The sequence below is a fragment of the Microbacterium oxydans genome (assembly GCF_026559675.1).
In the GTDB taxonomy this organism is placed as follows: Bacteria; Actinomycetota; Actinomycetes; order Actinomycetales; family Microbacteriaceae; genus Microbacterium; species Microbacterium oxydans_D.
In genome coordinates, this window is the sequence record NZ_CP092891.1 from 1844780 (window position 1) to 1858076 (window position 13297).

Sequence of the window (13297 nt, forward strand, 5' to 3'; positions counted from 1 at the left end):
CGTGATGTCCGCTTCGCCGGGGCCGCGCCTGCACATCCCGATCCACCTCCGCTGGGGTGACCTGGATGCGTTCAACCACGTCAACAACACCTCGATGCTGAAACTGCTCGAGGAGGCGCGCGTACGCGCGTTCTGGCGTGCCGGCCCCGGTGAGGAGGCGCCTACGACGGCCGTGCTCGATTCCGGCATCGACGAGGGCATCCTGACGCTCATCGCGCGCCAGGAGATCGAGTACCTCGCTCCGGTGCCGTACCAGCGTCGTCCCCTCGAAGTGCAGATGTGGTTCGGCAAGCTCGGGGGATCCAGCGTCGAGGTCTGCTACGAGGTGCACAACGATCCTGCCGCCGAGCCGCGGCAGATCTACGCGCGCTCGACGGCGATCATCGTGCTCGTGGACGCGCAGACGGGGCGCCCGACACGCCTCACGCAGGAGATGCGCGACGCCTGGGAGCCGTTCGTCGGCCCGTCGATCGAGTACGCGCACCGCTGAGCATCCTCCGGTCGACGACCTCGCGTTCGTCGACCGGCCCGCGGAGGTGCAGACCTCAGGACGGGTCTGCGTCGGGAACGCGGATCATGATCTCCTGCGCGACGCTCGCGACGAGCACACCGTCGCGCGTGTAGATGCGTCCCGTCGCGAGTCCGCGGCCTCCGCGGGCGCTGGGGGACTCCTGCACGTACAGCAGCCACTCGTCCACGCGTGCCGGACGATGCCACCACATCGCGTGGTCGAGACTCGCGACCTTGAGGCCGGGCAGCGCCCAGTAGACGCCGTGGGCCCGCAGGATCGATTCCTGGATCGTCATGTCGCTGAGGTATGCGAGAGCGGCGCGGTGCAGGCGCTGGTCGTCGGGAAGCGGCGCCCGGAGGCGCATCCACACGGCCTGACGCGGTACCCGGGAGTCGGTGCTCGGCAGGTACATCGGCGAGTCCACGTGGCGGATGTCCGCGGCGCGGTCGCTCAGCATGCGGGCGGTGCCGTCCGGCAGCCCGTGCACGCGCTCCTCGTCGGGCGCCAGGTCCTCCGGTGCGGGAATGCCCTCGGGCATCGGCTCGGCGTGCTCCACCCCCGGGTCCTCATCCTGGAACGAGGCGATCATCGAGAAGATCGGCACGCCGTTCTGATACGCCTGCGTGCGCCTCGTCGAGAACGAGCGTCCGTCGTGGATGCGGTCGACGGCGATGGTGATGCCCTGGCTGGCGTCGCCCGGGCGGAGGAAGTAGCCGTGCATCGAGTGCACCGCGCGGTCCTCGGGAAGGGTGCGCTCCGCCGCGAGGAGGGCCTGCGCGAGAACCTGTCCGCCGTAGATGCGTCCGGTGGGCATCGGGTGCGAGGAACCGGTGAAGATGTCCTCCGTGGTCCGTGCCTGGGTCGAGTCGAGGTCGAGGACCTCGAGAAGTCGCTGGACGGTCTGGACGGCGTGTGCTTCCGCGCTCATGGGTTCCTCTCCGCGACCGAGGCGCCGCTCCGTTGGTAGTTTAGAACGCGTGCCGCATCACCTTCTCCTCGCCGACCCGGACACCGCCAGGGACGTCCTCACATTCGTCGGTCGAGCGACCAGGATCTCGGATGAGGGGGTCCGGCTGCAGGCGACGAACGGTGTCCTCGCCCTGACGACGGCAGCCCTCGCTCCGCACGGTCTGTTCGACCAGACGCCGACGATCCTGGCGATGCGGATCGTGCACGCCGACCCCGAGCTCGAGTGCGATGTCGTCGTCGACCAGCTCGCGAAGACAGATGAGGAGCACAGACTGACGCTCCCCGACACGGGGCTCTCGCCGGCGTGGGCGGGTGTCGCTCCTCCGCGGAGCGGGTGGGCGCCGGTGTCGACGCTCGCGGCGTCGGTGATCGCCCAGCGCGCCCAGTGGGGGATCTCCGCGGTCGCCCGCGGCGCCGGCCCGGGTTCGGGCGAGGAGGCGGTTCGCGCCCTGCGCGCCGCCATCTGGGGCGAGCCGGACGAAGACCTCGACGGCGTTCCGCGTGGGATCGCCTTCGCCGCCGACGCGATGGGCTTCATCTCCGGCGAGGAGCAGGTGCCCGTGTCACGGTCCGGCCGGTGGACCCGCCTGGCGTTCCGCCGTGGTCATGTGCTCGCCCGTGGACCGGTGGCCTCCGGACTCACGAGCGTGCGCGGCACCGGCTCCGGTTCCGCCCTCTAGGTCGCCACAGCGCCGAGGCGCCGATCACCCGCACTGGTCGCGCGCGGAGGACAGGGATACGCACCGACCGAACCGCCAGCACCGCGGAATCCGCCCGTGGCCGGAACCCGCGTGCTCAGCCTGCAGCCGCGGCAGCCGCTCGTCCTGCCGCGCGACCGGAGAAGAGACACCCTCCGAGGAAGGTCCCCTCCAGCGCGCGGTACCCGTGCACGCCGCCTCCACCGAACCCGCTCGCCTCGCCCGCCGCGTAGAGCCCGGGGATCGGGGTCCCCGCAGCGTTCAGGGCCCGACCTTCGAGGTCGGTGTTGATCCCGCCGAGGGACTTGCGGGTGAGGACGTGCAGCTTCACCGCGACGAGCGGACCCGCGGCGGGGTCCTGCAGGCGGTGCGGTGCGGCCGTCCTGATGAGCTTGTCGCCCCGGTAGCCGCGCATGGAGCGCAGCATCCCGATCTGGGCATCCTTCGTGAAGTCGTTCTCCATCTCACGGTCGCGGGCGACCACCTCGCGACGCACGTTCTCGATGTCGAGGAGCTCGCCACCCGGGTGCTTCTGCATCTGCTCGAGCAGGGAGTCGAGATCGTTCTCCACGATGAAGTCGGCGCCCTCGTCGAGGAAGGACTGCACCGGGCCCGTCGGACCCTTGGCGAGCCGCGACTTCAGCAGCAGCCCGACGTCCTTGCCCGTGAGATCGGGGTTCTGCTCGCTGCCGGAGAGCGCGAACTCCTTCTCCACGATCTGCCGCGACGTGACGAACCACGAGTGGTCATGGCCGGTCGTGCGCAGGTGCTGGAGCGTGCCGAGCGTGTCGAATCCGGGGAAGAGCGGCACGGGGAGGCGCGAGCCCGTGGCATCGAGCCAGAGCGAGGAGGGGCCCGGCAGGATGCGGATCCCGTGGGACGGCCACACCGGGTCCCAGTTCGTGATGCCCTCGACGTAGTGCCACATCCGGTCGCCGTTGATCAGACGGGCGCCCGCAGCCTCGCTGACGGCGTGCATGGAGCCGTCGACGTAGGCGGGCACGCCGGTGAGCATGTGCTCCGGCGGGGTGCCGAGGCGTGCCGGCCATGCGGCGCGCACCAGGTCGTGATTGCCTCCGATGCCTCCCGACGAGACGACGGTGGCACCGGCGGTGATCTCGAAGTCCCCGATGACGTCGCGCGTCGTCTCCTCACCGCGCCGGGCACCGGTGGAGGCGAGGATGCTGCCGCGGGCACCCGTCACGGTGCCGTCGGTCACGATCAGCTCCGAGACGCCGTGGCGCGGGAGCACGGTGAGACGGCCTTCGCGTTCGCCCTGCTCCACGGCGGCCGCGAACGGAGCGACGATGCCGGGACCGGTGCCCCAGGTGATGTGGAAGCGGGGGACCGAGTTGCCGGGGCCGATCGCGCCGTATCCGCCTCGCTCCGCCCACCCGACGACGGGGAAGAACCCCACTCCGCGCTCACGGAGCCACGCGCGCTTCTCGCCGGCCGCGAACTGCAGGTACGCCTCCGCCCACCGGCGGGGCCACTCGTCCTCGGGACGATCGAACGCCGCATTCCCGAACCAGTCCTGGGTCGCGAGCTCCAGGGAGTCCTTGATGCCGAAGCGACGCTGCTCGGGCGAGTCGATGAAGAACAGCCCGCCGAACGACCACCAGGCCTGCCCGCCGAGGTTCGTCCGCGGCTCCTGGTCCACCAGGATCACGCGACGCCCCGCGTCGAGCGCCTCTGCGGCGGCGACCAAGCCGGCCAACCCCCATCCGATCACCAGGACGTCTGCGGACAGGGGCGTGTTCGTCATGAGTTCTCCGTTGATTCCTGACGTGAGCGGGTCTCGAGCGTGGGGCGTCCGGCGGGGCCGGCGCCGATCCCCGACGGCTCGAATGTGTTCACCATGGCATAGGCGGCGCGCTCCAGGTAGTCCCACAGCGTCGATTCGTGCAGGGGAGACAACTGGGCCTCGTCGACGGCCGTCCTCATGTGACGGAGCCAACGATCGCGCGCGTCCGCATCGATGTGGAACGGCATGTGGCGCATGCGCAGCCGAGGATGGCCGCGCGTGTCGCCATAGGTCGTCGGGCCGCCCCAGTACTGCTCGAGGAACATCCGCAGACGATCCTCCGCGGGGCCGAGGTCCTCTTCGGGATACATGGGCTTCATGACCGGGTCGAGGGCGACCTCGCGGTAGAACACCGAGACGATCTTCGCGAACGTCTCGTGTCCGCCGATCTCGTCGTAGAACGTCACTTCTGGGAGCTCCCGTCGTCGGTGGGCTTCTTGCGGCGCCAGATGCCGCGGTCGGGGATGATCGGCACGCCCGTGACGGCATTCGGCCGGGTCTTCGGCGGGTTCGCCCCGCGCACCCGACGGGCTCCGTCGAGGCCCGTGGGCATGACGTCGGCCATGCTCGGCACGGCGATGTCCTTCTCGAGCAGGGCGGCCCGCAGGCGGCGACGCAGCTCCTGTGCGACGTCGTCCTTCGCATTGGCGCGAGCCTTGACCACGATGCGCACCACGAGGGCGTCCCCGTCGACCGACTCCAGGCCCCAGAGCTCCGGCTTCTCGATGATGCGGGTGCGCCACTTCGGGTCCTTCGCCAGCCCCTGCGCCGTCTCGAGCATGATGTGCTCGACCTGCTCGAGGTCGGAGTCCGCCGGCACGCCCAGGTCGATGATCGCGCGCGCCCAGCCCTGCGACATGTTGCCGATGCGGGTGACCTCGCCGTTGCGCACGTACCAGAGGGTGCCGTTCACGTCCCTGACCTGGGTGATGCGGACGCTGACGTACTCGACGACACCGCTCGCGAGCCCGAGATCGACCACGTCGCCGATGCCGATCTGATCCTCCGCGACGAGGAAGATGCCGTTCAGGACGTCCTTGACGATGTTCTGCGCCCCGAAACCGAGGCCGGCGCCGACAGCGGCGGTGAGCAGGGTCAGCGAGCCGAGGAGGCTGTTGTCGATCGCGTTCACGATCAGCACGATGGCTATCACGACGAGCATCACGTTCACGATGTTCTGCAGGATCGTGCCGAGCGTCCTCGTGCGCTGCACCAGACGCATGTCGGCGAGCGGCGATCGTTCCAGAGCCTGCGTGTCGTCGACCGAGGCCTTGCTCTTCGCACTGTCTACGATGCGGTGCACGACGCGCCGGATCACGATCCGCAGGACGAGGCCGATCACGACGCAGGCCGCGATGATGATCGCGATGGCCAGGGCCTTCTTGCCGAGCTCGATCAGACCTTCCGAGAGGTCCGCCCACATCTTGGGGATCTCGACGGGATCGGGGGCAGGGGTGGTCGTGAAGGGGAGCATCATCACTTCCAGATCCTAGCGATCCGGCCTCTGTACCGGCTGGGTGATCGGCCATGCGAAAACGGAGACCATCCGCTCCCGTCAGGGCGAGTCCCGGTGGGACAGGCCGTCTGAGGGCGAGATGGTCTCTGTTTCGGTGCGGTCAGCGCGGGGGAGCGGTCAGTCCTCCGCGTCGCGCGACTGTGCCGCCAGCGCACGCTCGACGTCGGCGAGGTTCTCGAGGACGAGGCGTCGCAGTGCGGGCGCTGCATCCTGGTTCGCCGCCAGCCACGCACGCGTGGCGTCACGCAGCGCGACGTCGGCGAGTGCGGTCGGGAACAGCCCGACGATCAGGTACTGCGCGATCTGGTAGGTGCGCGACTCCCACACGGGAAGGAGCATGTCGAAGTACGCGGGCACGAACTCGGCCAGCACCGCGGCACCGGCCGGGTGCGTGAATCCGAGTGCCGCCGAGCGGACGATCGTGTTGGGAGCGTCATCGCGCTCGATGAGCGACGCCCACGCGGCCTTCTTCGAGGCGGAGTCCGGGAGCGATGCCCGAGCCTGCGCGGCGAACTCGCCGCCCTTCGCGGTGTTGTCCGCAGCGAGCGCGGCGTCGATCGCCCCGGCATCCGTCGCGCCGATGGTGGCCAGGCCGACGAGCAGCTGCCAGTTCAGATCGGCGTCGACCTCGAGGCCGGGGAGCGTGTCCTCGCCCGAGCGCAGACGACCGATGATGCCGGCGTGCTCGGGAGTGACGAGGGCGTTCGCGAACGCGGTGACGAACTGCAGCTGGCTGTCGCTGCCCGGCGCCGCGGACTCCGCGAGGTTCCACAGACCGTCGGCGACCTTGAGGCGGGCGGCCTCGCGGTCGGCGGGTGCGACGTAGAGGTTCGCGGCGGTGCGGAGCTGAGCGAGCGTGGTGCGCACCGTGGTCGACTCGGTCTCGCGGCCGATGTTGCCGAGGACGAGGTCGAGGTAGGCGGATGCACCGGTCTCGGCGTCACGCGTCTGGTCCCAGGCGGCGCCCCAGACCAGCGAGCGGGCCAGCGGATCGTGGATGTCGGCCAGGTGGGCGATCGCGGTGGCGAGCGACTTCTCGTCGAGACGGATCTTCGCGTAGGCGAGGTCGTTGTCGTTGAGCAGCACGAGGTCGGGACGGTCGATGCCGTGCAGCTCCGGCACCTCGGTGCGGTCTCCGTCGACGTCGACCTCGACGTAGTGCGAACGGGTCAGCGAGCCGTCCGTCAGCGTGTAGAAGCCGATGCCGAGACGGTGCGGGCGGATCGTGGGGTAGTCGGCCGGGGCCGTCTGCGTGATCGCGAAGCGCGAGATCTTCCCGTCGTGGTCCTCGGCGATCACCGGCTCCAGCGTGTTCACGCCCGCGGTCTCGAGCCACTTCTTCGACCAGGTGCTCAGGTCGCGGCCGCTGGTGGCCTCGAGCTCGGAGAGCAGGTCGCTCAGCTCGGTGTTGCCCCAGGAGTGCTTCTGGAAGTACTGGGAGACGCCGGCGAAGAACTCCTCGATGCCGACCCAGGCCGCGAGCTGCTTCAGGACGGAGCCGCCCTTGGCGTACGTGATGCCGTCGAAGTTGACCTGCACGTCCTCCAGGTCGTTGATCTCGGCGACGATCGGGTGCGTCGAGGGGAGCTGGTCCTGACGGTACGCCCAGGTCTTCTCCATGGCGTTGAACGTGGTCCACGCCTCGGTCCACTCGGTGGCCTCGGCAGTCGCGATGGTGGAGGCCCACTCGGCGAACGACTCGTTCAGCCACAGGTCGTTCCACCACTTCATGGTGACGAGGTCGCCGAACCACATGTGCGCGAGCTCGTGCAGGATCGTGACGACGCGACGCTCCTTGACGGCGTCGGTCACCTTGCTGCGGAAGACGTAGGTCTCCGTGAACGTCACCGCTCCCGCGTTCTCCATGGCACCGGCGTTGAACTCGGGCACGAAGAGCTGGTCGTACTTGGCGAACGGGTACGGCACGCCGAACTTCGACTCGAAGTAGGCGAAGCCCTCACGGGTCTTGTCGAAGATGTAGTCGGCGTCGAGGTGCTGCCAGAGGCTCTTGCGGCCGTAGACGCCGAGGGGGATCACGCGGCCGGACGCGCTCGTCAGCTCCGAGAACGTGGACTCGTACGGCCCGGCGACGAGCGCCGTGATGTACGAGGAGATGCGCGGCGTCGGCTCGAAGCCCCACGTCGCGGTCACGTCGTCGTCATGCACGATGGGCTCGGGCGTGGGGGAGTTGGAGACGACCTTCCACGCGGCCGGAGCCGTCACGGTGAACTGGAACGTCGCCTTGAGGTCGGGCTGCTCGAACACGGCGAAAACGCGACGCGAGTCGGGCACCTCGAACTGCGAGTAGAGGTAGACCTCCCCGTCGACGGGGTCGACGAAGCGGTGCAGGCCCTCGCCCGTGTTGGTGTACTCGCAGTCGGCGTCGACGACCAGCACGTTCTCCGCCTGCAGGCCGGTCAGGGCGATGCGCGAGTCGGCGAAGACCTCGTTCGGGTCGAGCTGCTCGCCGTTGAGCGAGATCTCGCGTACCTCCCGGGCGATCAGGTCGATGAAGGTGAAGCCCTCCGGAGTCGCGGTGAAGCGCACGACGCTGCGGGAGCCGAACACCTCGGCGCCCTTGGTCAGATCGAGAGCGACTTCATAGGACTGGGTGTCGATGACGTCGCGGCGCTCCTGCGCTTCGATACGGGTGAGGTTCTCTCCAGGCACAGCTGTACTCCCAGGGGTGAGGGGATGCCACCGGGGCTCGGCGCAGTTGGCGCCGACGGCAACCCTGACAGCCTACGCCAGTGCCGTGGATGCCCTCGATCCTCGACGTCATGCGGGGCCGTGGATAGAAACGGTGGACGACGGACGCCACCGCTCCGTCGAGGTGGAAGGATGGAGGGGTGACTGCGATCGAGCCGAATGCCGTTCCCTTTGCCTCTCCTGCTGCCGCCGGTGGTGCGCCCTTCGTGACCACGCCGGTCGCCTACGACGCGATCCTGCTCGCCGGATTCGGCGGGCCGGAGGGCCAGGAGGACGTCATCCCGTTCCTCCGGAACGTGACCCGCGGGCGCGGGATCCCCGACGAACGGCTCGAGGAGGTCGCGCATCACTATCGCCACTTCGGCGGGGTGAGCCCGATCAACGGCCAGAACCGCGTGCTCAAGGAGGCGCTCCAGAACGCCCTCGTCGAGCGCGGCATCACGCTCCCCGTCTACTGGGGGAACCGCAACTGGGCTCCGTATCTGGAAGAGGTCGTGACCGAGGCGTCGACCAACGGCCACAACACGCTCCTGGCCTTCGCGACCAGCGCCTACAGCTCCTTCTCCAGCTGCCGTCAGTACCGTGAGGACTTCGCCCGCATCCTGGAGGAGACGGGACTGGGGGAGACCGTCACGATCGACAAGATCCGTCCCTTCTACGACCACCCCGGCTTCGTCGAAGCGTTCGAGACGGGTGTCCGCGAGGCGGTCGAGGGCTTCCTCGCCGACGGGATCGCCCCGGCCGACATCCAGATCCTGTTCTCCACCCACAGCATCCCGACGGCCGACGCCGAGCGGTCCGGCGCGCGCGACATCGAGTGGGGTGAGGGCGGCGCGTACGCCGCCCAGCACCTGGCTGTCGCCGCCTGGGTCATGGACCGCGTCCGCCAGACCGTTCCGGCCGCGGCCGACGTGTCCTGGGAGCTCGTCTACCAGTCCCGCTCCGGCCCCGCTTCGCAGCCGTGGCTCGAGCCCGACGTCTGCGATGTCATCGGCGAACTGCCGTCGCGCGGACGCAAGGCCGTGGCCGTCGTCCCGGTGGGGTTCATGAGCGATCACATGGAGGTCCTGTGGGATCTCGACACCGAGGCGGCCGAGGCGGCGGAGGAGGCCGGTCTCGCTTTCACGCGCACCCCGACGCCAGGAGTCGCTCCCGCCTTCGTCGCGGGCATCGTCGACCTCATCGAGGAGCGCCTCCAGGGGCGTCCCAACGAGGAGCGTGCGCACGTGACGTCGCTTCCCGGCGGTTTCGACGTCTGCCGCCCCGGCTGCTGCGAGAACATCCGCGCGGGCTTCAAGCCGGCCGCCGCCGGCGTCGCGCCGTGACACCCCGGTTCGTCGGCGGGCACTTCTAGGATGGAAGCCATGCGCATCCACATCGCCACCGACCACGCGGGACTCGACTTCTCCACGAAGCTGCAGGAGCACCTGCGCACGGCGGGGCACGAGGTCGTCGATCACGGACCGATCGAGTACGACGCGGTGGACGACTACCCGGCGTTCTGCATCCGGGCGGCGCAGGCGGTCATCTCCGACCAGCGCGCCGGTGTCGAGGCTCTCGGCGTGGTCTTCGGCGGTTCGGGCAACGGCGAGCAGATCGCCGCCAACAAGGTCGAAGGCGTGCGCGCGGCCCTCGTGTGGAACCTCTCCACGGCGGAGCTGGCACGCGAGCACAACGACGCCAACGTCATCTCCATCGGCGCACGGCAGCACACCTACGATGAGGTGACGTCGTTCATCGACCGCTTCATCGAGACCCCGTTCTCCGGTGACGAGCGGCATGTGCGCCGCATCGGTCAGATCGCGGACTTCGAGCGCGACGGCTCCCTCCTTCCGGATCCGCGGGCCTGAGATGCCCGAGGGTCATTCCGTCCACCGGATCGCTCGGCAGTTCGACCGCAACTTCGTCGGCAAGACCCTGAGCGCCTCCAGCCCGCAGGGTCGGTTCGCCGAGGGCGCCGCTGTCCTCGACGGACGGGCGGTGGTCAGCGTGCAGGCCGTCGGAAAGCAGATGTTCCTCGAGACGGAGGGCGACCTCTGGCTCCGCGTGCACCTCGGTCTCTACGGCGCCTGGGACTTCGCCGGCGAGATCGTCGTCGATCCGACCATCGCCTCGGCAAACGGCCGGATGGGACAGACGAACCAGCGTGGCACGGTGCTCGATGAGCCTATCCTCGACGATGCCGGGGAGAACTCGCTCGCGTCGATCGGCGCCCCTCGGCGCACCCGCGTGCACGTGCGCATGTCGGAGCAGACGAAAGGCCTCGCGGACGAGGGCATGGAGTGGCCCCCGCCGGTCGTCGGGCAGGTGCGTCTCCGACTGATGACCGACATCACCGCCGCCGATCTGCGTGGACCGACGGCCTGCGTGCTGCAGACGCCGGAGGAGATGCTGGCGACCGTGGCGAAGCTCGGACCCGACCCTCTCGTCGGCGACCCCGTGGAGAACGAGGAGCGCTTCGTCCGCGCCGTCGGGAAGAAGTCGACCGTCATCGCGCTGCTGCTGATGGACCAGTCGGTCGTGAGCGGAATCGGCAACGTCTATCGCGCCGAGATGCTGTTCCGCCAGCGTCTGAACCCGCACACTCCGGGGCGGGACGTCCCCGAGGAGATCGTGCGTGCACTCTGGCACGACTGGGTGCGACTCCTCGCGATCGGGGTCGAGACCGGCCAGATGATGACGATGGACGGGCTCACGAGCGCGGACTATCGCGCGGCGATGGCGAATCGCGACGACCGGCACTGGGTCTACCACCGCGCGGGCCTGCCGTGCCGGATCTGCGGCACCGAGATCGCTCTCGAGGAGATCGGCGCCCGCAAGCTCTACTGGTGCCCGCGTTGCCAGGCATGACCCCGCCCCCGATCGACACAACGGTTCTAGGCTGAACGGATGCGACAGAATCCCAGCTTCACGCTGGCCGATGTGCCCGAGATCCGCCGAGTGATCGAGGCGAATCCGTGGGCGACGATCATGAGCGCCGCCGACGAGGGGCTGGTCGCCTCGCACTACGCCGTGCTCCTGGACGACGCGCGCGACGACCTCACCGTCGTCGGTCACGTCGGGCGCCCGGATGATCTGATCCACGGGATGGGGGCGCGCGAGCTCCTCATCGTCTTCCAGGGACCGCACGGCTACATCTCGCCGGGGTGGTACGGCGATGTCCCGGCGGTCCCCACGTGGAACTACACCGCGGTGCACCTCGCGGGCGTGCCGGAGATCCTCACCGCCGAGGAGAATCTCGTGGTCCTCGACCGACTGGTGGAGCGATTCGAGTCGAGGATGCCGGAGCCGCGCCGGATGTGGGAGCGCCCGAACGACCCGGCCTACGTGGAGCGGCTCGCGGCGGGGACGGTCGGATTCCGGCTGACCCCGACCCGGATCGTCGCCAAGAGGAAGCTCAGCCAGAACAAGTCGCCGGAGACGATCGAGACGGTCATCGCCGCGCTCACGGACGATGGCCCCTACACGAACCCGGCCCTGGCCGCGGAGATGCGGCGTGCGCAGGATGCGCGCCGAGGAGGAAAGCAGTGACGGAACGCGGAACCGCGATCGACACCATCAGGGCCGTGCGGATCGCCGGACCGGGACGCGAGTTCCTGATCGACGACGAGCCGGTGGACATCTTCATCGCGGATGGACGCATCGTCGACATCGCTCCCACCGGCGCGTTGCCGGCGCAGGGCGAGGTGATCGACGCAGACGGCACCTGGGCGGTGCCCGGACTGTGGGACAACCACGTCCACACCGTGCAGTGGGCTCTGACGTCGGAGCGCGCACCGCTCGGCCAGGCGGACTCCGCAGCGGCGGCGGCCGCGGCGATGAGCGACGTCGCAGCGCTCCCGGACGGGCGTCGCGTCGGGACCGGGTTCCGCGACGCCCTGTGGGCCGACCGGCCATCGCTCGAGGTCCTCGACGCCGCGACCGGCGTGGTCCCGACCTACCTCATCAACGCCGATGTGCACAGCGTCTGGCTCAACACGGCCGCCCTGGCGCGAGAAGGGTTCCGCACCGATGACGGGGTCCTGCGCGAGACGGACGCGTTCGAGATCTCCCGTCGCCTGAACGCGGTCGATGCCGCCCACGGCGACCGTGCGATGATGCGCGCGGGGGAGCAGGCGGCCGCGCGCGGCATCACCGGTCTGGTCGACTTCGACATGGCGTGGAGCGCGGAGGCGTGGCCCCGTCGCGTCCAGGCGGGATTCGCCTCGCACCGCGTCGAGTTCGCCATGTACCCGTTCGACCTCGAGCGCGCGATCGCCGCCGGTCTGCGCACGGGAGAGCTCCGCGAGGAGCCCGACGTCCCGGTCGCCGGACGGGGGCTCATCCATGTCGGCCCCCTGAAGGTCATCACCGACGGCTCTCTCGGAACGCGCACGGCAGCCTGCTCGCACGCCTATCCCGGCGATCCGGGCAACTTCGGGGTGCTCACGGTTCCGTCCGACGAGCTCGTCGCACTCCTGACCCGGGCGACCGGCTCCGGGTTGGCCGTCGCCGTGCATGCGATCGGCGACCGGGCGATCACCTCGGCGCTGGACGCGTTCACCACCACGGGTGCCGTCGGCTCGATCGAGCACGTGCAACTGGTGCGGCACGCGGACCTCGCCCGGTTCGCGCGTCTCGGCGTCTTCGCCAGCGTCCAACCGCAGCATGCGGTCGACGACCGCGATCTGGTCGACCGCCATTGGGCGGAGCAGACCGCGATCGGCTACCCGCTCGCCTCCCTGCGCGACGCCGGAGCGCATCTGCGCTTCGGATCCGATGCTCCGGTGTCCGAGCTCGATCCGTGGCACGCCATCTCCGCCGCCGTATCGCGCACCGACGATGAGCGGGAGCCGTGGCATCCGGAGGAGCGGATCACGGTCGACCAGGCGATCGAGGCGAGTGTGCGGTCGACCCTGCGCCCGGGGGAACCGGCCGACATCGTCCTCTGCGCCGTCGACCCACGCACCGCGACGGGGGAGGGTCTCCGGTCCATGCCGGTCGTCGCCACGGTGCTGGCCGGTCACGTCACGCACACCGCGTAACCCGCGGAACGCACGACGAAGGGGTGGTCCTCGGAGAACCGAGGACCACCCCTTCGAGTGTCAGGC

General features: G+C 69.5%; 12 protein-coding genes. 7 read left to right on the forward strand and 5 right to left on the reverse strand.

Annotated features, from left to right (window positions below; genetic code table 11):
• Window positions 1-4 precede the first annotated feature (4 nt).
• Complete coding sequence (locus MME74_RS08780) at window positions 5-490, forward strand: acyl-CoA thioesterase (RefSeq protein ID WP_267418443.1); 486 nt, start codon at window positions 5-7, stop codon at window positions 488-490.
• 55 nt (window positions 491-545) lie between these two features.
• Here the strand turns inward: MME74_RS08780 and MME74_RS08785 are convergent, their stop codons facing one another.
• Window positions 546-1439 carry an acyl-CoA thioesterase gene (locus MME74_RS08785; RefSeq protein ID WP_267418444.1) on the reverse strand — a complete coding sequence of 298 codons (894 nt, stop codon included), beginning with the start codon at window positions 1437-1439 and terminating at the stop codon, window positions 546-548.
• Window positions 1440-1488: 49 nt separating this feature from the next.
• Here MME74_RS08785 and MME74_RS08790 point away from each other — a divergent pair, with 49 nt between their 5' ends.
• The gene (locus MME74_RS08790; protein WP_267418445.1) at window positions 1489-2160 is read left to right on the forward strand and encodes a hypothetical protein; all 672 of its coding nucleotides are present in this window, start codon (window positions 1489-1491) and stop codon (window positions 2158-2160) included.
• A gap of 115 nt (window positions 2161-2275) precedes the next feature.
• On the opposite strand, the gene MME74_RS08795 is transcribed toward MME74_RS08790, so the two are convergent.
• From MME74_RS08795 to pepN, 4 genes are all read right to left on the reverse strand, one after another.
• Complete coding sequence (locus MME74_RS08795) at window positions 2276-3943, reverse strand: FAD-binding dehydrogenase (protein ID WP_267418446.1); 1668 nt, start codon at window positions 3941-3943, stop codon at window positions 2276-2278.
• Window positions 3940-4389 (reverse strand): globin, encoded by a 450-nt coding sequence (locus MME74_RS08800; protein WP_324170131.1) that lies wholly within the window; start codon window positions 4387-4389, stop codon window positions 3940-3942. Before MME74_RS08800 ends, MME74_RS08795 begins: the two co-directional genes overlap by 4 nt.
• Entirely contained in the window at window positions 4386-5459 is a 1074-nt protein-coding gene (locus MME74_RS08805; protein WP_267418544.1) for a mechanosensitive ion channel family protein, read from the reverse strand. The genes MME74_RS08800 and MME74_RS08805 overlap by 4 nt, the downstream gene beginning before the upstream one ends.
• A gap of 156 nt (window positions 5460-5615) precedes the next feature.
• Window positions 5616-8168, reverse strand: coding sequence for an aminopeptidase N (pepN, locus tag MME74_RS08810; RefSeq protein WP_267418447.1), 2553 nt, complete (start codon window positions 8166-8168; stop codon window positions 5616-5618).
• Window positions 8169-8347: 179 nt separating this feature from the next.
• On the opposite strand from pepN, the gene MME74_RS08815 reads away from it, so the two are divergent.
• Genes MME74_RS08815 through MME74_RS08835 form a run of 5 tightly spaced genes read left to right on the forward strand, consistent with a single transcriptional unit; the run spans window position 8348 to window position 13231 of the window.
• Complete coding sequence (locus MME74_RS08815) at window positions 8348-9532, forward strand: ferrochelatase (RefSeq protein ID WP_267418448.1); 1185 nt, start codon at window positions 8348-8350, stop codon at window positions 9530-9532.
• Between the two features lie 39 nt (window positions 9533-9571).
• Window positions 9572-10057, forward strand: coding sequence for a ribose-5-phosphate isomerase (locus MME74_RS08820; protein WP_267418449.1), 486 nt, complete (start codon window positions 9572-9574; stop codon window positions 10055-10057).
• 1 nt (window position 10058) lies between these two features.
• A complete protein-coding gene (locus MME74_RS08825) occupies window positions 10059-11057 on the forward strand; it encodes an Fpg/Nei family DNA glycosylase (protein WP_267418451.1) in 999 nt (332 codons plus the stop codon).
• Window positions 11058-11096: 39 nt separating this feature from the next.
• Window positions 11097-11738, forward strand: a complete 642-nt coding sequence (locus tag MME74_RS08830) for an FMN-binding negative transcriptional regulator (protein ID WP_267418452.1) — start codon at window positions 11097-11099, stop codon at window positions 11736-11738.
• Window positions 11735-13231, forward strand: coding sequence for an amidohydrolase (locus tag MME74_RS08835; RefSeq protein WP_267418453.1), 1497 nt, complete (start codon window positions 11735-11737; stop codon window positions 13229-13231). The genes MME74_RS08830 and MME74_RS08835 overlap by 4 nt, the downstream gene beginning before the upstream one ends.
• The last annotated feature ends 66 nt before the right edge of the window (window positions 13232-13297 follow it).